Here is a 19,336-nt window from a genome sequence, read left to right on the forward strand (position 1 = left end):
TGTTATTCTATGGATGTAAAGGAGGTTATTCGATTGGATTCATTACAGAAAATGAATGAGGCTTTGAGTTATGTCGAAGAGAATTTGGCCGGGGATATTAATATGAAAGAAGTCGCAAGGCGTGCGGTCTGTTCTGTATATCATTTCCAGCGGATGTTTTCTTATCTGTCAGGCGTCAGTCTGTCTGAATACATCCGGTGCAGACGATTGACCCTGGCTGCCCAGGAGCTGAGAGATCAGCACGTGAAGGTGATCGATGCAGCCGTAAAATTCGGGTACCGTTCGGCGGACTCATTCACGCGTGCATTCAAGGAGTTTCACGGCTGCACACCGACGGCTGCAAGGGAAGACCGGAGTGCACTCAAAGCCTTTCCAAAGATGACCTTCCAATTAACCATACATGGAGGGAAAGAAATGAATTATCGTATCGTGGAAAAAGAAGCCTTTCGCATCGTGGGCATTAAGAAGCGCGTCCCCATTCAATTCAGCGGGGTCAATCCGGAGATTGCGTCCATGTGGAACAGCTTGAATGAGGAAAGGATCAAAGAGATGAAGAGCCTCTCTTCGATTGAGCCATCGGGTATCATCAGCGCATCTGCCAACTTTTCCGAAGGAAGGATGGAGGAGAAGGGTGAACTCGACCATTACATTGGGGCAGCCACAGTAAAAGAGTGCCCGGACCATTTTGAAAAGCTGGAGGTGCCTGCCCTGACGTGGGCTGTATTTGAAGCCGTCGGCCCATTCCCGGATACACTTCAAAACGTGTGGGGACGCATCTATTCAGAATGGTTCCCATCTTCGAACTATGAACAGGCCGAGGGCCCGGAAATCCTCTGGAACGAGAGTAAGGACACCGGTTCTCCGGTGTTCAAGAGTGAAATCTGGATACCGGTAAGGAAAAAATAATGAAAAAAGGCAAGCTCCATAACTGCACGGGGCTTGCTTTTTACCTGTTTTACACATTTAACGGCTTCATTCCATAATGATTCAGTATTTCATTTACAGATTGAAGGTCATAGATCTCTTTCTCCAGACAGAACTGGATGATCAAATCGAATTTGTCACTATATGAAAGTGAGTATCCGGCTGCACTCAACAGATCTTCCGTATTATCACTGTCCAGTTCAAGTGCGAGCGCGAGGGAAATGAGGGTGGCTTTTTTCGGTTGATATGCCGGGTTTGAGCGGATTTTGGAGAAATGCCTGCGGTCAAGGCCCGCTTTCTTATAGATCACAGAGTCCCCTACCCCTTTTTCATCGATGTACTGAAAAAGAACCTGGTTGAACGGGGGTTTCCGGTTGGTTTCGATGAAATCATCCAATTCGCTGGCTGCAATGTCCTCCCTGCAGATATCCAGGGGAGCTTCAAGACAGTAGAGGGTGCTGTCTCGAAGGTGAAGGTCCAAGTATTCTTCAAGTTCAATCAACCATTCTTTTTGAAGCAAAGGAAAAGCCCCCTTTTTACAGTTATCAAAAAGTGATCGTAATCTTGAGAAATGGCCAGCTCCGGCGTATGGCCCCTCGAGATGTTTCAGACGGAGCACTGAAGTCAAAGAACGACTTCAATGCTCAGCCTTCCAACGCTTGCCGGGGCTGAACAAGGAGCTTCCGCATTTCTCATATGTCGCTTTCAAGGCGACCAAATAATGGATGTATTCCATTATGATTATATCATGAACCAAAAGGAGGAAGATGAACATGAATAAGAAACTGACTGAAATTATTTTCTTGCTGGACAGGAGCGGATCCATGGGTGGTCTGGAAAGCGATACGATTGGCGGTTTTAATGCATTTATCGACAGGCAGTGTAAAGAAGGGGAAACCAGGCTGACGACCGTCCTGTTCGATGACGAAATGGAGGTGCTATGGGACGGGATTGATGCCCGCCATGCCAGATTGACGCAAGAGGAGTACTATGTGAGAGGCTGCACGGCACTCCTCGATGCAGTCGGAAAAACCATTTCGGCAGCAGGAAGAAGACTGTCGCAAACCAAAGAAGGAGAAAGGCCTGGTAAAGTGATCGTTGTCATCACGACCGACGGCATGGAAAATGCCAGCCGGGAGTACACGTATGAAAAAGTCAAAAAGATGATCTCCCATCAGCAGGAGAAATACAGCTGGGATTTCATTTTCATAGGTGCTAACATGGATGCATCAGAAGAAGCGCAGTCCCTCGGTATCCATAAGGAAGATTCGTTTTCGTTCGAGGCCACACATGAGGGTGTCGGAAAAATGTATGACATGGTGTGTGATGCGGTGACGGACAGACGGATAGACTAAGGGTAAAGTAATTTTTTTTTCAAAAACCCCTTTACCTTTACGCGGCGTCAACGTGTAAAGTGAAATTGTCAGGAGGTGAGATCAATGGAATATACCGTGAAGAAGCTTGGAAAGCTTGCAGGCGTCAGCACAAGGACCCTGAGGTATTATGATGAAATTGGAATCCTGAAGCCGGCCAGGATCAATTCATCCGGATACCGGATCTACGGGGAAAAGGAAGTCGATAAGCTGCAGCAAATACTCTTTTACAAGGAACTTGGCGTTGAGCTTCACCAAATAAAAGGTATTCTTGAAGATCCCGCTTTTGACGTTTCAAGCGCATTGGCTGAACACCGGGAACAACTCCTGGAAAGAAGAAAACAGCTTGATCTTCTGATTGCCAATGTCGATAAAACCATTGCCGTAAAGGAAGGGAGAATAACGATGTCTGATAAAGAAAAGTTCGAAGGCTTCAAAAAAGATATGATCGATGAAAATGAACGCAAGTATGGAAAAGAAGTAAGAGGGAAGTATGGCGACGATACGGTTGATCAATCGAACGCAAAGCTTCAAAACATGTCTCAGGAAGAGTATGAGCGTGCCAGCAAACTCGCTGAAGAAATCCATGAAAAGTTAGCGGAAGCCTTCAAAACCGGGGATCCAGCAGGCGATGCCGCGCAGGAAGCGGCTGAGCTGCATAAACAATGGATATCCATGTACTGGCCGCAATACAGCAAGGAAGCACACGCCGGCCTCGGTGATATGTATGTCGCTGATGAACGCTTCAAAGCCTACTATGACAAAGAACAGGACGGTGTGGCGGAATTCCTGAGAGATGCAATCTACGTTTATACTGGGATGAAGAAATAGTTGCAATGAGGCTGAAACAAGTTGGTTCGGGTTTTTAATTTGTTCATTGTACATTTAGGGTTTAGCTCATTCAGCGGTTGATTGGAGTGCAAGACGAAGACTCCTGCGGGAAGAGTAGCTTATGTGAGACTTGTCTAGCTGCGGGGCTTAGAGGCACATGTCATAAGTCAACTCGTCCAAGAAGGCAAAGAGCGCCTTCTTGGACGATTCGCCTTATGCCAACCGCCTCTCTTCAAAGCCCCTCCGCTTTTCTTCCCGCAGGAGCTTTAGCTCCGAGGAGGCTCACGGGCTACCCGCGGAAAGCGAAGTCTTGCACGGAAATCATTAGCGTTGTTTAGAGTCCGCTCTAAAATGTTTGTCTTTAGACATGGCATTTTAAGTTTTGTTTCAACCATTCTATAACATGTATATATGAAAAAAATTAGAAAAGGAGAGTCTATTATGAAAGAGAGCAAGTCCAATTTTGAGAAAAATCTTGATGAGATAAAACAAAGCCAACTCAGAATGGAAAAGGGTCAAGAGAGATTCCAGAAAGAGTTGGCAGAAATCCTGTCCATACATTCCGATAGAATAGTTGACCATCTTGACAACAGAACAGAAGCTTTAAACAAAAGAGTATATAAAGCAGAAGCAGAAATTGAACGGTCAAGCAGACAGTAAGGAAGCACACACCCCTTTACTGTCTGCTTTTTTCATAAAAAAGATCCCGGCTGCACCGGAACGCAGCCATTCACTCCCTATTAATGAACCGCCGGGAATTTGATTTTTACCATAAAGGTTTCATTCTTATGGATAAAATCCAAATAACCCCCGTGTTTCTTCACCACATCATCAATCATCATCGTCCCGAGTCCTTCATGTGTACCTGTTTTCGTCGTATGTCCATAACTTGCATAAAGTTTATCTACTATATGAGGGGGAATCTCTAGTGAGTCATTTTTGCAAATCAGCATGTACAGTCCGCTCCTTTTATAGAATTGTAAGCTGATTTCAGCCTGTTTCCCTTTGTGTTTCTGGAACTCCTCGCAGGCTTCCAGGCTGTTGGACAGCAGATTTCCGAGAAGGGTCACGAGATCTTTATCGGACAAGGGCAAGGTTGACAGCGGCATATCGAGGTCATAAATCATCTCGATTCCGACTTTCCTGCCCTTCCTGTACATATCGTGAAGGATGCCGGCAGCGCTGCCCCTTTCACCGCGGATGGACAAATTGGTTTCTTCATAGCCGTCCACGAGATCATTTAAATACATTTTCGCTTCCCTTATCTCATCGTGCTCCAGCATGAAATGAAGGGCGGAGATATGTTTGAGGAAGTCATGGCGTTCACTTCGTACGACCCTGAACGTATCATTAAGCTGTTTTTGCTCATCTTCCAATTGTCTGTTCGATTGAGTCAGACCCGAGATTCTCCAGGCTCCTGCTATTCTCAAAAATTCCAAACCGATAAAAAGCAAAAATAGGACTCCGTGCACCGGTGCGGGGCCCGTTCCTAAATAAACAGTGATGATGATAATCTGCAAGACACATAGACTGTAATTCCAATTTGCTCCCAAAGACCATAAGGAGAGATGGATCTTCAGATAAAGGAGAAAGGTAACCGGCAGGATCAACAGGATCAGGACGGCATAGTGAAGCTCGAGGGAAAATCCTTCAAGGGAAAAGTGCAAATGAATAAAACTGAATAGTGCTATATATGTCCAATACCATAAATTCTGATGCTTCAACGTTCTGCCACCTTTTAAAATTAATGTTGCTGCAGGAAGTCGACTTTTTCCTTCGTGATCATTGCCTGCGCCTCTGTGCCTTCAAAACGGATCATGTACGAATTTTTGGCATAGAGTGAGAAGTTTTTAACAAAGTGAATATTGATGATGAATGAGCGGTGGGACCGGATGAAGTCCCGTTCCCTCAGCTCGCCTTCAAGCTCATTAAGTGACAGGTAGGTCTTGATTTCCTCATCTTTTGTATGGATGGTGGTCGATCTTCCTGATCGTTCGATGAAGATGATATCTTTCTTCTGGATGATGTGGATATCATTCTTTTGTTTAAGGTAGAGCCTGCCTGTCATTTCGGCGGATTTCGTTTTTTCCTTTAATCGTTCGATTGAACCGGTCAGCCGCTCTTTGGAATAAGGCTTCATAATATAGTCGTGGACATTCAGCTCGAATGCATGGACCGCGTAGCCGCTGTTGGCTGTGACGAAAATAACGGAAATATTGAGTGCATGGGAGTGAATGATGTCGGCAAGCTCATAACCGGAAAGGTTGGGCATTTCAATATCGGCGATCAACACATCCACCGTTTCCCTCTTGATCTGTTCATAGGCTTCCTCGGCAGACGTAGTGGAAAAGACGATCTCAATCCCGGTCATTCCTGCCACGATCGCATTCAATTTATCTAAGTCAATCAGCCGGTCATCAACCAATCCAATCTTCATTTCATTCAGCCTTTCTGAGTGCAAAGAGATAAAATATTCCAATTAAGGTTACATATATCTTATCATGTTTTCATCCCGATTTGACCTTTTCGCGACATGAAATGGAATTTTCACGACAAAAGGGCAGATTCTTCCTTCGTTTGTTTGTAAGATGATGACAAGAACATAAAACATGAGGTGGATGGAATGATTGACATTCAAGAAGTGACAAAGCAGTTCAAAGATAAAAAGAACTATGTGACCGCGCTGAAGCATGTGACGTTTTCAGTGAAGGAAGGGGAGGTCGTCGGGCTGCTCGGGGAAAACGGGGCAGGGAAAACGACCCTCCTCCGAACAATCGCGACGCTCCTGACCCCGACTGAAGGATCGGTGACGGTCGCAGGATATGATACCGTCAAGGACCCGAATGAAATCAAACGGAAAATCGGCGTCCTGTTCGGGGGCGAAACCGGTCTGTATGAACGATTGACAGCCCGTGAAAATCTCGAATATTTCGCTGGCTTGTATGGGTTGAGCAAACACCAGACAAAGGTCAGGATCGATGAACTCGCCCGGATGTTCGGAATGAGGGATTACCTGGACCGGAAAGTGGGGGGCTTTTCAAAAGGGATGAGGCAAAAAGTCGCCATCTCGAGGACGCTTATCCACGATCCTGATATCATCCTGTTCGATGAACCGACCACAGGCCTTGATATCACCTCTTCCAATGTGTTCAGGCAGCTTGTTCATCAGCTGAAGAGGGAAGGGAAAACGATCATCTTCTCGAGCCATATCATGGAGGAAGTATCGATGCTTTGCAGCAAGGTAGCGATGATCCACAAAGGAGAGCTCGTCTATGAAGGGGAAATCGAAGAACTCTATAAGAATGAAAAAAGCCGTGATTTAAACTATATCTTCATGAGTAAGCTTGTCAGGGGGAATGAACATTATGCTTCGTAGAATTTATCTCAAGGAAATGAAAGACAGTTTCAGGGACAGGAGGACATTGTTCCTGATCGTCCTGCTTCCGATTCTGATGATGAGCGGATTGACTTTTTTCTATGAAAATATGTTATCCGATGATAACGGAGATACGTATACGCTGGCCGTGAATCAGGATGCCGACGAAGAGATCCTTGCCAGGATTTCTTCTTATGAAAATGTGAAAGTCGAAAAATCATCCGATCCTGCAGAAATGGTCGGCGACGGAGATGCGCTTGCAGGCCTGATCGTCCCCGGTGATTTCATGAGATCGGTAGAACAGGGGGAAAAAGCGGAGGTAACCGTCATAGGGGACTCTTTCAGCCAGAAATCGTCAAGTCTGATCGCGATTGTCACCAATGAATTCACCACTCTTGAAATAGAAATCACGGCCCGCCGCCTTGAGGCACAGGGAACGGATCTTTCAGTCATTCAGCCGTTTACAGTGAACCAGGAAGAAATGTCTGAGGACCTGAGCGTCAACATGCTCGCTTTATTGGTTCCGCTCATTCTTGCCATCGCGATCGGAATCGGGGCCAGTCCATCTGCCGTTGAGTTATTTGCCGGGGAAAAAGAAAAGAAGACGATGGAAGCCCTGCTGATGACTCCGGTCAACCGTTCGACCCTTGTCCTGGCAAAATGGCTCGCAATCTCGACATTGAGCACGCTTATGGGATTCATCACCCTGCTGGTCATGATGATCGAGATCACTTTCTTCACGGAAAAATTGAAAGAAGCCATCTCTTTTGGAGATAATCTTTATTTGATCGCCGGTATCTCTTTGCTTGTCATATTGGTCTATGCCGTATTTAATGCTTCCATCATGATGATCACAAGCATCATGGGTAAAACAGTGAAGGAAGCGCAAAGCTACTATACACCTATTTCGATGCTTGCGATGTTCCCGGGCATGATCATCAGCAGCCTCGGGGTGAACGAACTTGAAGTCCATCACTTCGCCATCCCGATCTTGAATCTTTTCAGCCAGATGAAAGAGCTGCTGTTCGGAATCGTCGATTATCAGCATCTTGCAATCACGATTTCCAGCAACTTGATTGTGATGCTCGTTGTGTTCATCATCGGGCGCATTCTGTTCATGAAAGATAAGTGGGTCCTGAACTAAGTCCGGCAGGGGAGAAGATATCACCGCTCCCCTGTGATGGAGAAAGGAAGGTCAATATGAAAACCGGGACGAAAATCGCCCTTTTTATCGCATTGTTTGTATTGGTTGGTTTTCCGGTGATTTTTACGTTCGTTTCAATGATGACGGGAAACTGGAAGTATTTATTATACAGTCTGCCGGGGTGTTTCACTGCAGGTTTCACGGGTCTGATCGTGACCCTGAAACATATCAGGGATGAGCGGAAAACAGCAGAGAGATAGTTCAATCTCTTAAACTCCAGCAAATGATTTTATTAAAATAGTTGTACTCTTCACCTCTTCATTTGGTATATAATTTTATAGATCAGTTTGTAAAATATATACAAAATGAAGAGGAGAAACCAAATGAAATCGTCACCTGTATTAGGGAAAGAACGGATGGTCACCATTGATGTCATCCGCGGATTTGCTTTATTCGGTATATTCCTGGTGAATATGCCTGCGTTCCATTCCCCGGAATTCATGAAATCAATGTACGGCATCCCTGTCGATTATAGTGGAGCGGATCACTGGATCGATGTGTTTTTTGCTTTATTTGTGGACATGAAATTTTTCACGATTTTTTCTTTCTTATTCGGACTCGGTTTCTATATTTTTATGAGCCGCGCCGAGGAGAAGGGGCACCGCATGAACCGCCTATACCTGAGGAGGATCTTCGCCCTGCTGCTTTTCGGGATTGCACATCTGGTCGGGCTTTGGTTCGGTGATATCCTTCATACGTATGCGGTTGCCGGGCTGCTCCTTATTTTCTTCTATAGAAGGAAGATCAAGACGATGGTCATTTGGGCTTTCAGTTTACTGTTTGCCATCAACGCATTATTCGCCCTGATGCTCTTGATCCCCTCGAGTTTCCTTGAACAGACTGAATCAGCTTCCGCCGCAAGTATGCTGTACGGGAGTATGGAAGAATATTTGCATGTGTATGAACATGGAAACTATATCGAATGGGTCTCCTACCGGCTGGGAACCGAAGTTTCAGCCATGCTTGCAAACCTGATTCCGTCGATGTTCCCTGTCCTTGCCATGTTCCTGTTCGGACTGGCAGCAGGTAAAGCAGGTATCTTCCGTGATGTTGAAAAGCATATCGGGTTCATCAGGAAAATCCGTACGTTATCGTTCGTGATCAGTGTACCGTTGGTCCTCATTCTTGCCATGTACATGACAAAGGTCTGGGACCTCGGGGTGAAACAGGAATTCGTCGTGCAGCTGTTCACCAGCTTGAGCGGGCTGACTCTCTGCTTCTTTTATATCTCATCCCTGACGCTCTTCCTGAGAAGAGAAGGGTGGCAGCGTAAGCTCCGTCCGCTTGGATACACCGGTCAGATGGCGCTGACCAACTACCTGATGCAAACCATCTTGTCTGTCGGGATCTTTGTGGGATTTGGCTTTTATGGGGATGTAAGCCTCTGGGTCGGCACCGTCATCTGCCTTGTCATCTTCTCCCTGCAAATGGTCTTCAGCACATGGTGGCTGAAGAAGTTCCGTTTCGGACCGTTCGAATGGCTGTGGAGATCGTTTACGTATCTCAGCTTCCAGCCGATGAGAAAGACAGAAGGCTTGGGAGAAGAAGGGAAAGGCAAAGCAGTTTGAGGTAAGAAAGTAGATGGATGACGGGAGAGTGAGCCATGGATTTTCTAGTGGATAAAGTGAAAGACCGTATATATGCTATCGCCTTTTGGGATACGGAGTGGAAATCCTATAATAATTGCTATCTTGTTCTGGAGGAAGACGGAGTCATCATGATTGATTCCTGTAAAGCAGAACACAGCAAGTACCTTCTTCAAGCCATCCATCGTCTGGGGAAAACGGCAGACGATGTGAAGCTTGTTCTGGCTACCCATGGACATGAAGATCATGTAGAAGGTGCAGAGATGTTTAAAAATGCGAAGAAAATCATTCACCCGAAAGAAGGTGAAGAGATCGGGGAATTTGACGATGAACTTAGTGACCAGGGAGTGGTCGGGGAGTTCGACTATATGCTTGCCGGCTACCATTCTCCCGGATCTGTCATCTACTACCATCGTCCGTCCGGCATTCTTTTTACTGGTGATGTGCTGTGCTTTTTCGGTGATCCGTTGTCAAAGGAAGGGCTTGTTTCAGAAGGGAAAGAGCTCCGTCAAGCATGGGTTGACTATTTGAAGAGCGGCGGCGTTTCGTCTTCCGACTTACCCGGGTTTCTTGAGGCATTGAAGATTCTCCTTCATTTTCAGTCGGAGATCATGTGCACGGGTCATGGAGGGGTGCTTGTGGGGGAAGTGAATGAATTTGTGGAAGAGCTTGTGAGTGAAGCAGGGAATCAGTTGAACTTGGAAGCAAAGTAATAATTTCCAGTACTCATCCGGCCGTGTCTGATGAAAAGGCTCATATGATGCCGTTTTATTGATCGGCAGTACATGATTAAAGCAGCTTTGCTGAGCAAAAAAACGAAGTTCCGTAAAATAAAGTTTGCTTTTCTACGCAACATCTGTTATTCTAAGGAAGAATTATTTTTGTTCGGTCTGTAAGGAATGAAAGTATTTAAACTTTTCGCCTTTGATATCTAATTGAGCAATAATAGTAATAAAATGTGGACTCGGATTCCACGCAGGAGGAAACAATTATGCAACAAGGTACAGTAAAATGGTTTAACGCAGAAAAAGGTTTCGGTTTCATCGAAATCGAAGGTGGAGAAGATGTATTCGTACATTTCTCAGCTATCCAAGGCGAAGGTTTCAAATCTTTAGACGAAGGTCAAAAAGTAACGTTTGACACTGAGCAAGGTCAACGTGGACTTCAAGCGACTAACGTCGTTAAAGCGTAATAGCTTTAATAGGAAAGGACTCTCATCCGAGGGTCCTTTTTGTTTTGGCGAAAAAAGTACCGCCAGCTTATACATATAAAACGCTTGAAGTGCCGGCACTTCTTTCAATTAATTTGAGGCATACTTGACGATGCCATGTACATACACGAAGATATCATTGTGCACGCAATCTCTGATCTTGATTTTTCCCTCTTTCTCCAATTCCCTTGCCATCTGCTCGATGTCTTCTCCATCCGCGATTGAATTCGCAGGGATTTCTAAAGAAAAGAAATTCCCACGGCTGGCCTGAATACATTCTTTCAGTAATCGATTTTTATCCATTGGGTCATCCCCTTTCTTTCTTTATTCGACATAAAGGACACGTTCCCCTCTAAATACCAATTTCAGGACGGAATTTTTCGATCAATCCTGTTACAGCAAGTATGAATTAGCAGTACCTGGAAAATAGGGCTTTCTAATGCTTGCTTTTCATAATCACACCTGTTATTCTAAGGAAGAATTATTTTTGTTCGGTCTGTAAGGAATGAAAGTATTTAAACTTTTCGCCTTTGATATCTAACTTGAGCAACAATAGTAATAAAATGTGGATTCGAATCCACGCAGGAGGAAATAATTATGCAACAAGGTACAGTAAAATGGTTTAACGCAGAAAAAGGTTTCGGTTTCATCGAAATCGAAGGTGGAGAAGATGTATTCGTACATTTCTCAGCTATCCAAGGCGAAGGATTTAAATCTTTAGACGAAGGTCAAAAAGTAACGTTTGACACTGAACAAGGTCAACGTGGACTTCAAGCGACTAACGTCGTTAAAGCATAATAGCTTTTAATGGAAAAGGACTCTCATTCGAGGGTCCTTTTTTTTTGTTTTCAACGGACAAAGGAGTGCTGACCGGCTTCCCTGCAAAGCTTTTACCCGGTAAAAATGCATTTTTTTCATGCAGTTTATAACATACCGCCAGTGGTACAGAATAGTAAGGAAAGATGGGCTTGAGCCTTTTTTTAATAAAATAAATCAAAATGATTGACTAAAAACGATTACAGTTGTAAACTTTAAATATAAGTTAACTACAAATGTAAACGATTTAGGAGGTGTTGTCATTTGCCCAATGAAGAAAAACCGGAAATCACGGATTCTGAATGGGAAGTCATGAGGGTCGTGTGGGCCCTTGAAGAAGTGACCAGCAAGGAAATCAGCCAGGTTCTGCAGGAAAAGATGGACTGGAAGCCTGCGACGACCAAGACATTCATCGGGCGTCTCGTCAAAAAAGGGATGCTGCAAACCGAAAAGTCAGGCAACCGGTTCATCTACACAGCCGCGGTTAGCGAAGAAGACAGTCTTAACACTCTGAAAGCAGGGCTGTTCCATCACATTTGCAGCCGTGCAGTGGGGAAGACAATTGCCGATTTGATCGGGGAGGCGACTCTTAGTCATGATGACATCGCCATGATGGAGGAAGTCCTGCGAAATAAGAAGAAAGACGCCGTCGCCGAAGTCGTCTGCAACTGCGTTCCCGGCCAGTGCACCTGCAAAAAAGAGCACGGCATGAACTGCCGGCATTGATTAAGAAAGCAAAGTATTTAACAAAATCAAAAGAATTGTTTTAAAAAACGAAGGAGTGTTCAATCATGGAAAAAACATTACTGAACGTATCAGGTATGACATGCGGAAACTGCGTAAAGAAAGTAGAAACCACACTAAACGGGCTCGACGGAGTGGAAAAAGCCAAAGTCGACCTTGAAAATGCATCTGCAAAAGTGAAATACGACGAAACAAAACAATCCCCCGAAAGCCTGAGCAAAGCCGTGACGGAAGCGGGCTATGAAACAGAACCGAAAAACTAACAAAGGTGGTCTTGCACGATGACGGAAAAAACATTGAGCATCGAAGGGATGACATGTGCGTCGTGTTCACAGACGGTAGAAAAAGCAACCAGTAAACTGAACGGGGTCCAGGAAGCGAATGTGAACCTGGCCACTGAAAAACTGAGGATCACGTATGATGAAAGTGAAGTTACCCTGGATCAGATAAAGGAAGCGGTTGACGAGGCGGGTTACAAAGCCGTCTCGGAAATGGAAAAGAAAACATTTTCCGTATCGGGCATGACTTGCGCGTCCTGTGTACAGTCGGTAGAAAAGACTGTGGGTAAGCTTGATGGCGTGAAACGTTCAAGTGTCAATCTGACGACCGAAAAGTTGGTCATTGAGTTCGATCCTTCAGTCGTCACCTCTTCCGACATCAAAAAAGCGGTATCCGATGTGGGCTATGAAGCCCAGGAAGATATGGAGAAAGAAGATAAAGCCGAAGAAGACAGGGATAAGAAAGAACAGCATATCAAGCATATGTGGAAACGCTTTTTGGTTTCGGCAGTCTTCACGATCCCGCTCCTGCTTGTCTCAATGGGTCATATGCTCGGGATGCCGCTGCCAAATGCAATCGATCCGATGATGAACCCGACAGGATTTGCACTTATTCAGCTCGTCCTGACGATTCCGGTGATGGTGATGGGGAAACCATTCTTCACGGTCGGATTCAAGACACTGATCAAGCGCCACCCGAATATGGATTCCCTGGTGGCCCTCGGTACAGGCGCTGCTTTTGTATACAGTGTCATCGCATCCATTTTCATCGTATCGGGAAATGAGAGCTACGCGCAGGATCTTTATTATGAATCGGCTGCGGTCATCCTGACGCTGATTACGTTAGGGAAGTATTTCGAAGCACTGTCAAAAGGGAAAACGTCTGAAGCGATTAAGAAGCTGATGGGGCTGGCCCCTAAAACAGCGACGGTCGTCCGGGACGGCACGGAAACCGAGGTTTCGATTGAAGAAGTGGAAGTCGGTGACATCATCATCGTCAAGCCGGGGGAAAAGCTGCCGGTGGACGGTGTGGTCGTTGAAGGGAAGACGTCGGTTGATGAGTCGATGCTGACAGGTGAAAGCATCCCTGTGGAAAAAGAAGCCGGATCCGCAGTGATCGGCGCAAGCATCAATAAAAACGGCTCGATCCGTTACGAAGCGACCAAGGTCGGGAAGGACACAGCCCTTTCTCAAATCATCAAACTGGTCGAAGATGCCCAGGGATCAAAAGCACCTATTGCGAAGATGGCAGATATCATCTCCGGCTATTTCGTGCCGATCGTCATCGGCCTTGCCATCGTGACGGGCCTCGCCTGGTTCATCGGCGGTGAAACAGGTCTGTTCGCATTTACGATAGCCATCTCCATTCTCGTTATTGCCTGCCCGTGCGCCCTTGGTCTCGCCACTCCGACCGCCATCATGGTCGGAACCGGAAAAGGTGCCGAAAATGGCGTGCTCATCAAAAGCGGGGGTGCACTCGAGTCCACCCACAAAATCAATACCATCGTGTTTGATAAAACCGGTACGATCACTGAAGGGAAGCCTGTCGTGACAGACATCGTGACGACAGGGGACATCGGGGAAGAGGAACTCCTGAGGCTTGCCGCTTCTGCTGAAAAGGGGTCAGAACATCCGCTTGGTGAAGCCATCGTCAGGGCAGCAGAGGAAAAAGGATTGTCTCTCCTGAAAACGGATTTCTTTGATGCGGTCACAGGCCAGGGGCTTGAGGTGACAGTCGGCGGGAAAGACCTGCTGCTCGGAAACCGGAAGCTCATGGATGAAAATGATGTGGATCTCGGTGACCTCGAAGAAACGTCCGACCGCCTCGCAGCGGAAGGGAAAACCCCGATGTATATTGCAGTGGAAGAAGAAATCGCCGGTACCATCGCTGTCGCTGACACTGTCAAGGAATCGAGCTTCAAGGCCATTGAAAAGCTTCATAAAATGGGCATCGAAGTCGCCATGATCACGGGTGACAACAAGCGGACGGCTCAGGCCATCGCAGAGCAGGTCGGAATCGACCGGGTTCTGAGCGAAGTCCTTCCGGAAGACAAAGCGAATGAAGTCAAAAAACTGCAGGAAGAAGGACGGAAAGTCGCCATGGTCGGTGACGGCATCAACGATGCACCCGCCCTGGCGCAGGCAGACATCGGGATTGCCATTGGATCCGGTACGGACGTTGCCATGGAATCAGCCGATATCGTCCTGATGAGAAGCGACCTGATGGACGTACCGACATCCGTCGAACTGAGCAAAGCAACAATAAGAAACATCAAACAGAATCTTTTCTGGGCATTTGCCTATAACATTCTCGGGATTCCGGTTGCGATGGGTGTGCTTTACCTGTTCGGAGGCCCCTTATTGAATCCGATGATCGCAGGGGCTGCCATGAGCTTCAGCTCTGTATCGGTATTGCTCAATGCCCTGCGACTGAAAGGTTTCAGACCATCACGTGTTTGAGGAGTGAACCATCAATATGAGTCAGGAATTAATGATTGAACTCTATACACGTCCGACCTGCTCCGACTGTCAGGCTGCCAAAGAGTACCTGGCGGAACAGCATATCGAATACAATCACAAAGATGTTGGGGCGGATGAAACACTCGAAGCAGAGATGAAAGAAACATTCGGCTCACGGATTGTCCCGGCATTTGCCTTTTATAAGAAAGGCCTGCTTGGTAAGAAAAAGATGGTGAAGAGTTTGATTGGATTTGAACAAAACCGAGAAGAGATTGAAGAGTTATTGGATATGAAATAAGAATGAAGCTTTGCCTCCAGCCCACGGGCTGGAGGCTCTTTTTTTGAGAAGAACAGGAATCTTCCACGATTATCCAACCTCAACACAGATAACCCTTCCAACTTTGGTACAATATAAATACATAAAAGTCGAAGGTAAGGAGGGGCATTTATGCAAAAGGTATTGAAAATCATATATGAGATGTTCATGCTCCTTCTTGTGATGGTTACAATCATCAACTTGTGGCAGGAAGACAATCATAATTCGCTTTTGAACTGGCTTGTGTGGGGAATCTTTTTCGCGGATTTTGTGGTAAGGCTGCTAAAGGCAGAGAAGAAGTGGGAGTTCCTGAAGGAAAATCCCTTCCTGGTCATAGCGATTCTTCCATTCGACCAGTTTTTCCAGATGGCGAGGATTGTGAGGGTCATTTACTTATTCAGGTTGAAGACCATTACAAAATATTATATTTCTCCCTATGTTGAAAAGCTTACGTATCAATCTTGGACGCTCCTCATCTCCATTTTGCTCGGCTTCCTGCTTGCGGAATCATTTATCATTTTTTTAATAGAAGAAACAATCGGCAGTTTTTATGATGGGATCGTTGTGGTATTTGGACATTTGATTTATATGGGAAGCACGATCGTCAACCTTCAGAGCGGGGTATCCATGTGGTTATTGACCGTTACGGCAATCATCGGGATTTCCCTTCAGGGGCTCGCACTGCAGTGGGGCATGACCAAACTTGAAGGAATTTATAGAGGACTGCTTAACAGCAGGCAATCAAAATAAAGATGTAAGGAAATAATTGGAAAAAGGGAATTCGACTCTTTTTTCCTTTTTTTTGAAACTTTCTTCGTGCGTATCCGTATATAAAGGCAGACTGAATTATACAAGAGGAGGATATTATGAAGAAATTAATGGGACTGGGTTCAGCGATATTTTTGGCGTTTGGATTGACGGCATGCGGCACGACAACGAGCGGTAAAGATGTGGAAGACATCATCAATTCATCGATTGCTGCGTCGGAGAAGCTTGAAAGTTTTCATGTGAAAATGGAGATGGAGCAGGATATCATCCCGGCTGCGGAAGATGCTGAAAAAGTGACGCAGGAGTCGACGATCGAAATGGATTATGTCACAGAGCCGCTCGGACTGTATCAAACAACAGAAATGACGATGATGGGGATGCCGATTGAAGCGGAAACCTATTTCACCGAAGAGGGCCTTTACACGAAGGATTCAATGAGTGATCAATGGCAGGCTGCACCGAAGGAATTGTCCGATTCTATCGTTGAAATGAGCAAGAAGCAAGCGGATGCGACCGAGCAGCTGAAGCAGCTTAAGGAATATATCAAAGACGTGAAATTCGAAGAAAAAGACGATCATTATCTGATTTCTTTCTCGGCTTCCGGTGAAGAATATCAGAGTCTGGTAGAGGAGACGGTTGAATCCACGATGCCAGAAGGGATGATGCCGAAAGAGCTGCTGGAAGGGCTGAAAGTGAACAAACTGAGCTACTCTTATGAAATCGACAAAGAAACCTATCATCCGTTGAATTTCACAGTGGATATGGATTTCGACATGGAGATCGAAGGAGATAAAGTGCAGTCCGTCCAGAAAATGAAGGGAAGCTACTCCAAGATCAATGAAATCGACGACATCACGATTCCGGCAGAAGTAAAAGAGAATGCCGTGCAAATGGATGAAGCAGCTTTACAGGGTGAATAAGGAGTATATAAGCTGGGACAAAAGTGATTAAGTCTAAGTAAAACCCGAACTAATTTGCAAATTAGTTCGGGTTTTTAATTTGTTTATAGTACATTTAGAAATTAGCTCTTTCCAGCGGTTGATTGGAGTGCAAGACGGAGACTCCTGCGGGAAGAGTAGCTGATGCGAGACCCCGCAGGAGCGCAGCGACGAGGCTCACGGGTCACCTGCGGAAAGCGAAGTCTTGCATGGAAATCATTAGCGGTGTTTAGAGGCCACTTTAAATGTTCGTCTTTAGGCCTTAGCTTTAAAGTTATCTCCATACATCTATTTTTAAAAAAATAGTTCGATTTCGAGAGTTGTAAATTGTTAAATTTGAATTTACCTAGTACGATAGTCTTGCGATTGGCAGAATGTGATGGTAACTCACGGTTGAAGATACATAAGATGCTTGATTCCGGAAAAGAGGCTGAGGATGAGGATGAACAGTACACTGACAGAAATCGAAGAAAGAAATCAGGGATTTGGGGCAGAACAGGTAATGGACGCGATTAACGGGTCGCTTGCGATGATTCAATTCGACCCGGAAGGAAATGTGCTGCGGGCGAATGAGAATTTTGCGGGCACGGTCGGATATAGATCAGCAGAGATGCCCGGCATGAGGCACAGGGAATACTGTACACCTGAATTTGCCGAAAGCCGCGAGTATCAGGAGTTATGGAGGAATTTGCGGAACGGGAGAAGTTTTCAGGAGAAGATCCAGCGTGTGACGAAGCGCGGTGACCTTATCTGGCTTGAGGCCACCTATACACCAGTCAAAGGTGAACGCGGGAGGGTCGTGGGTGTGGTAAAAGTGGCAACGGATATCACAGAACGGGAAAAGACAGCTGTGAAGGTGGCATCTCAATTGCAAGAGATGTCTGAAGAACTCAGTGGTAAAGCAGAGGACGGCATCCTTCGGAGTGAAGAAGCGGCGAGAGCGATTGGAAGACTCGTCGAAGAGTCAAAGGAAAATCTCGATATCATGGAATCTCTTAAATCACAAGCAAAATCGATTGAAAGCATTGTGAAGACGATAAGGGAAATCGCAGCTCAGACGAATCTTTTGGCATTGAATGCAGCAATTGAAGCCGCCCGTGCTGGTGAACATGGCAGAGGCTTCAATGTTGTGGCAGGTGAAGTAAGGAAGCTTGCGACCCGCGTACAGGATTCGATCGGCGAAGTCAATGCCCGCATCGAGGGAATCACCTCTGAAATCAACAAGGTAAGTGAAGGGACGATCCGCTCACAGGCAGGGATCTCAAACAATCAGGATCTTAACGGACAGGCAGTCGCCGCATTCAAAGAAATAGGCCATGCAGCCCGCCAGCTCGATCTGCAGGCACGGAATTTTAAAAAGATCCTATAAGATGAAGGCCCGTCCCGCATCGCTTTAAAGCAATGCGGGACGGGCCTTTGTCATGTCGCGGACCAATCCATCATCTTTTGACAGATTTCCGTTCGATCAGTTCCGTCGTCAGTTTGTAATTGTGGTCGACTTTTTCCTTTGAGAGTACCTGGAAGATCAAATGGACTGCCAGGGCGCCGGCTTCGTATTTAGGCTGGCGCATCGTCGTCAGCGGAGGGGAGACATATTCTGAAAGCTGGATATCGTCGAATCCGATGATTGATATGTCATCAGGGACAGAGATTTTCTTTTCATTCAATGCCTGAAGTCCTCCTATGGCCATTTCATCATTGGCGAAGAAGATGGCCTGCGGGACATCCTTTTGGGCGATGAGCATCTTCGTCGCCTGATAGCCGCCTTCCCTCGTGAAGCCGCCGGACACTTTCCATTTGGAACGATAATCGATTCCATGCTTTTGGAGTGCGGCCTGATAGCCTTTGAAACGGAGTTCGTTGTCATGCGAGTTATAAGGTCCGCTTACAAAAGCAATGTCCCGGCTGCCTTTTTCTATCAGGTGTTCTGTCGCCATGAATGCCCCGTGTTCATTGTCAACTTCAATCTGGACGACATGTTCATTCTGTACACTCCGGTCGAGGACGACAATCGGGAATCCTTCCCGGGCTGACTCAAGGATGGTGGTGTCATCAATATTATGGGCAAGGATGATGACACCGTCCACACGCTTTTCGCGCAGGAACTTCACGGCGGTGGACTGGGCCCCGCCGATCGAACTGCAGGCGATCAAATCGTATCCGTTCGTCGACGCAACGTCCTGTACGCCCTTGATCAGTTCTGAGTAATAGGGTCCCGACAGGTCGCTCAGGATCAGGGCGATCGTGTTTGTGCTTGTCCTTTTCAAATCGGAAGCGAGTCCGTTTTTCTGGTAATTCAATTCTTTTGCTGCGGCCAATACTTTCTGCCGGGTTTCCTCGCTGACCTTCTTGCTGTTATTGAGCGCGTAGGAAGCGGTTGAGACCGCGACCCCGGAAAGCTTGGCTACATCTTTTATGGTGGCCATGTTGTTCACTTCCTTTTAACATAAGGCTTATCAGTTCGCTTTCATGTATATGTCTTATTATACAATTATTGGTATGAATTGTGAGC

23 protein-coding genes are annotated in these 19,336 nt (G+C 46.1%); 18 read left to right on the plus strand and 5 right to left on the minus strand.

The window, feature by feature from the left end:
- The first annotated feature begins 33 nt into the window (after positions 1-33).
- Positions 34-906 carry an AraC family transcriptional regulator gene (locus BHE18_RS19080; RefSeq protein WP_071620096.1) on the plus strand — a complete coding sequence of 291 codons (873 nt, stop codon included), beginning with the start codon at positions 34-36 and terminating at the stop codon, positions 904-906.
- Between the two features lie 49 nt (positions 907-955).
- On the opposite strand, the gene BHE18_RS19085 is transcribed toward BHE18_RS19080, so the two are convergent.
- Positions 956-1,444 (minus strand): hypothetical protein, encoded by a 489-nt coding sequence (locus tag BHE18_RS19085; RefSeq protein ID WP_071620097.1) that lies wholly within the window; start codon positions 1,442-1,444, stop codon positions 956-958.
- A 253-nt stretch (positions 1,445-1,697) separates the two neighbouring features.
- Here BHE18_RS19085 and BHE18_RS19090 point away from each other — a divergent pair, with 253 nt between their 5' ends.
- The 3 genes from BHE18_RS19090 (at position 1,698) to BHE18_RS19100 (ending at position 3,788) form a co-directional block, all read left to right on the plus strand.
- On the plus strand, positions 1,698-2,279 hold the full coding sequence (locus BHE18_RS19090) for a vWA domain-containing protein (protein WP_071620098.1): 582 nt from the start codon (positions 1,698-1,700) through the stop codon (positions 2,277-2,279).
- Positions 2,280-2,363: 84 nt separating this feature from the next.
- Entirely contained in the window at positions 2,364-3,128 is a 765-nt protein-coding gene (locus tag BHE18_RS19095) for a MerR family transcriptional regulator (RefSeq protein WP_071620099.1), read from the plus strand.
- Between the two features lie 441 nt (positions 3,129-3,569).
- Positions 3,570-3,788: a hypothetical protein gene (locus BHE18_RS19100; protein ID WP_083573888.1), complete on the plus strand. Its 219-nt coding sequence runs from the start codon at positions 3,570-3,572 to the stop codon at positions 3,786-3,788.
- Between the two features lie 80 nt (positions 3,789-3,868).
- Here the strand turns inward: BHE18_RS19100 and BHE18_RS19105 are convergent, their stop codons facing one another.
- Both BHE18_RS19105 and BHE18_RS19110 read right to left on the minus strand, forming a co-directional pair.
- Positions 3,869-4,852, minus strand: a complete 984-nt coding sequence (locus BHE18_RS19105) for a GHKL domain-containing protein (protein ID WP_141771941.1) — start codon at positions 4,850-4,852, stop codon at positions 3,869-3,871.
- A gap of 20 nt (positions 4,853-4,872) precedes the next feature.
- A complete protein-coding gene (locus BHE18_RS19110; RefSeq protein ID WP_071620275.1) occupies positions 4,873-5,565 on the minus strand; it encodes a LytR/AlgR family response regulator transcription factor in 693 nt (230 codons plus the stop codon).
- 186 nt (positions 5,566-5,751) lie between these two features.
- On the opposite strand from BHE18_RS19110, the gene BHE18_RS19115 reads away from it, so the two are divergent.
- The 6 genes from BHE18_RS19115 (at position 5,752) to BHE18_RS19140 (ending at position 10,486) form a co-directional block, all read left to right on the plus strand.
- The gene (locus tag BHE18_RS19115; protein WP_071620101.1) at positions 5,752-6,504 is read left to right on the plus strand and encodes an ATP-binding cassette domain-containing protein; all 753 of its coding nucleotides are present in this window, start codon (positions 5,752-5,754) and stop codon (positions 6,502-6,504) included.
- A complete protein-coding gene (locus BHE18_RS19120; RefSeq protein WP_071620102.1) occupies positions 6,494-7,648 on the plus strand; it encodes an ABC transporter permease in 1,155 nt (384 codons plus the stop codon). The genes BHE18_RS19115 and BHE18_RS19120 overlap by 11 nt, the downstream gene beginning before the upstream one ends.
- 56 nt (positions 7,649-7,704) lie before the next feature.
- A complete protein-coding gene (locus tag BHE18_RS19125) occupies positions 7,705-7,908 on the plus strand; it encodes a hypothetical protein (RefSeq protein WP_071620103.1) in 204 nt (67 codons plus the stop codon).
- A gap of 123 nt (positions 7,909-8,031) precedes the next feature.
- Complete coding sequence (locus BHE18_RS19130; protein ID WP_071620104.1) at positions 8,032-9,276, plus strand: DUF418 domain-containing protein; 1,245 nt, start codon at positions 8,032-8,034, stop codon at positions 9,274-9,276.
- Between the two features lie 35 nt (positions 9,277-9,311).
- Positions 9,312-10,007 carry an MBL fold metallo-hydrolase gene (locus BHE18_RS19135; RefSeq protein ID WP_071620105.1) on the plus strand — a complete coding sequence of 232 codons (696 nt, stop codon included), beginning with the start codon at positions 9,312-9,314 and terminating at the stop codon, positions 10,005-10,007.
- A gap of 278 nt (positions 10,008-10,285) precedes the next feature.
- Positions 10,286-10,486, plus strand: a complete 201-nt coding sequence (locus BHE18_RS19140) for a cold-shock protein (protein ID WP_032086162.1) — start codon at positions 10,286-10,288, stop codon at positions 10,484-10,486.
- 108 nt (positions 10,487-10,594) lie between these two features.
- On the opposite strand, the gene BHE18_RS19145 is transcribed toward BHE18_RS19140, so the two are convergent.
- On the minus strand, positions 10,595-10,807 hold the full coding sequence (locus tag BHE18_RS19145) for a hypothetical protein (protein WP_071620106.1): 213 nt from the start codon (positions 10,805-10,807) through the stop codon (positions 10,595-10,597).
- 294 nt (positions 10,808-11,101) lie between these two features.
- Between BHE18_RS19145 and BHE18_RS19150 the strand changes: the two genes are divergently transcribed.
- From BHE18_RS19150 to BHE18_RS23885, 8 genes are all read left to right on the plus strand, one after another.
- A complete protein-coding gene (locus BHE18_RS19150) occupies positions 11,102-11,302 on the plus strand; it encodes a cold-shock protein (protein WP_032086162.1) in 201 nt (66 codons plus the stop codon).
- A gap of 282 nt (positions 11,303-11,584) precedes the next feature.
- The gene (locus tag BHE18_RS19155; protein ID WP_071620107.1) at positions 11,585-12,046 is read left to right on the plus strand and encodes a CopY/TcrY family copper transport repressor; all 462 of its coding nucleotides are present in this window, start codon (positions 11,585-11,587) and stop codon (positions 12,044-12,046) included.
- Positions 12,047-12,111: 65 nt separating this feature from the next.
- The gene (locus tag BHE18_RS19160) at positions 12,112-12,327 is read left to right on the plus strand and encodes a heavy-metal-associated domain-containing protein (protein WP_032086174.1); all 216 of its coding nucleotides are present in this window, start codon (positions 12,112-12,114) and stop codon (positions 12,325-12,327) included.
- Positions 12,328-12,345: 18 nt separating this feature from the next.
- On the plus strand, positions 12,346-14,802 hold the full coding sequence (locus BHE18_RS19165; RefSeq protein ID WP_071620108.1) for a heavy metal translocating P-type ATPase: 2,457 nt from the start codon (positions 12,346-12,348) through the stop codon (positions 14,800-14,802).
- A 16-nt stretch (positions 14,803-14,818) separates the two neighbouring features.
- The gene (locus tag BHE18_RS19170; RefSeq protein ID WP_071620109.1) at positions 14,819-15,100 is read left to right on the plus strand and encodes a glutaredoxin family protein; all 282 of its coding nucleotides are present in this window, start codon (positions 14,819-14,821) and stop codon (positions 15,098-15,100) included.
- A gap of 150 nt (positions 15,101-15,250) precedes the next feature.
- Complete coding sequence (locus BHE18_RS19175) at positions 15,251-15,868, plus strand: transporter (RefSeq protein WP_071620110.1); 618 nt, start codon at positions 15,251-15,253, stop codon at positions 15,866-15,868.
- 116 nt (positions 15,869-15,984) lie between these two features.
- Positions 15,985-16,806: a DUF6612 family protein gene (locus BHE18_RS19180; protein WP_071620111.1), complete on the plus strand. Its 822-nt coding sequence runs from the start codon at positions 15,985-15,987 to the stop codon at positions 16,804-16,806.
- 454 nt (positions 16,807-17,260) lie between these two features.
- Positions 17,261-18,193, plus strand: a complete 933-nt coding sequence (locus BHE18_RS23885; RefSeq protein ID WP_083573890.1) for a methyl-accepting chemotaxis protein — start codon at positions 17,261-17,263, stop codon at positions 18,191-18,193.
- A 70-nt stretch (positions 18,194-18,263) separates the two neighbouring features.
- On the opposite strand, the gene BHE18_RS19190 is transcribed toward BHE18_RS23885, so the two are convergent.
- Entirely contained in the window at positions 18,264-19,250 is a 987-nt protein-coding gene (locus BHE18_RS19190) for a LacI family DNA-binding transcriptional regulator (protein WP_071620112.1), read from the minus strand.
- Between the last annotated feature and the right edge of the window lie 86 nt (positions 19,251-19,336).

Origin of the sequence: Rossellomorea aquimaris, assembly GCF_001877785.1 — a bacterium.
GTDB lineage: Bacteria > Bacillota > Bacilli > Bacillales > Bacillaceae_B > Rossellomorea > Rossellomorea aquimaris_A.

Excerpts from the sequence above, each read along its gene's own strand:
- BHE18_RS19090 (WP_071620098.1), top strand. The coding sequence starts at position 1,698 with ATGAATAAGAAACTGACTGAAATTATTTTCTTGCTGGACAGGAGCGGA.
- BHE18_RS19095 (WP_071620099.1), top strand. The coding sequence starts at position 2,364 with ATGGAATATACCGTGAAGAAGCTTGGAAAGCTTGCAGGCGTCAGCACA.
- BHE18_RS19100 (WP_083573888.1), top strand. The coding sequence starts at position 3,570 with ATGAAAGAGAGCAAGTCCAATTTTGAGAAAAATCTTGATGAGATAAAA.
- BHE18_RS19110 (WP_071620275.1), bottom strand. The coding sequence starts at position 5,565 with ATGAAGATTGGATTGGTTGATGACCGGCTGATTGACTTAGATAAATTG.
- BHE18_RS19115 (WP_071620101.1), top strand. The coding sequence starts at position 5,752 with ATGATTGACATTCAAGAAGTGACAAAGCAGTTCAAAGATAAAAAGAAC.
- BHE18_RS19120 (WP_071620102.1), top strand. The coding sequence starts at position 6,494 with ATGCTTCGTAGAATTTATCTCAAGGAAATGAAAGACAGTTTCAGGGAC.
- BHE18_RS19125 (WP_071620103.1), top strand. The coding sequence starts at position 7,705 with ATGAAAACCGGGACGAAAATCGCCCTTTTTATCGCATTGTTTGTATTG.
- BHE18_RS19130 (WP_071620104.1), top strand. The coding sequence starts at position 8,032 with ATGAAATCGTCACCTGTATTAGGGAAAGAACGGATGGTCACCATTGAT.
- BHE18_RS19135 (WP_071620105.1), top strand. The coding sequence starts at position 9,312 with ATGGATTTTCTAGTGGATAAAGTGAAAGACCGTATATATGCTATCGCC.
- BHE18_RS19140 (WP_032086162.1), top strand. The coding sequence starts at position 10,286 with ATGCAACAAGGTACAGTAAAATGGTTTAACGCAGAAAAAGGTTTCGGT.
- BHE18_RS19145 (WP_071620106.1), bottom strand. The coding sequence starts at position 10,807 with ATGGATAAAAATCGATTACTGAAAGAATGTATTCAGGCCAGCCGTGGG.
- BHE18_RS19150 (WP_032086162.1), top strand. The coding sequence starts at position 11,102 with ATGCAACAAGGTACAGTAAAATGGTTTAACGCAGAAAAAGGTTTCGGT.
- BHE18_RS19160 (WP_032086174.1), top strand. The coding sequence starts at position 12,112 with ATGGAAAAAACATTACTGAACGTATCAGGTATGACATGCGGAAACTGC.
- BHE18_RS19165 (WP_071620108.1), top strand. The coding sequence starts at position 12,346 with ATGACGGAAAAAACATTGAGCATCGAAGGGATGACATGTGCGTCGTGT.
- BHE18_RS19170 (WP_071620109.1), top strand. The coding sequence starts at position 14,819 with ATGAGTCAGGAATTAATGATTGAACTCTATACACGTCCGACCTGCTCC.
- BHE18_RS19175 (WP_071620110.1), top strand. The coding sequence starts at position 15,251 with ATGCAAAAGGTATTGAAAATCATATATGAGATGTTCATGCTCCTTCTT.
- BHE18_RS19180 (WP_071620111.1), top strand. The coding sequence starts at position 15,985 with ATGAAGAAATTAATGGGACTGGGTTCAGCGATATTTTTGGCGTTTGGA.
- BHE18_RS23885 (WP_083573890.1), top strand. The coding sequence starts at position 17,261 with ATGAGGATGAACAGTACACTGACAGAAATCGAAGAAAGAAATCAGGGA.
- BHE18_RS19190 (WP_071620112.1), bottom strand. The coding sequence starts at position 19,250 with ATGGCCACCATAAAAGATGTAGCCAAGCTTTCCGGGGTCGCGGTCTCA.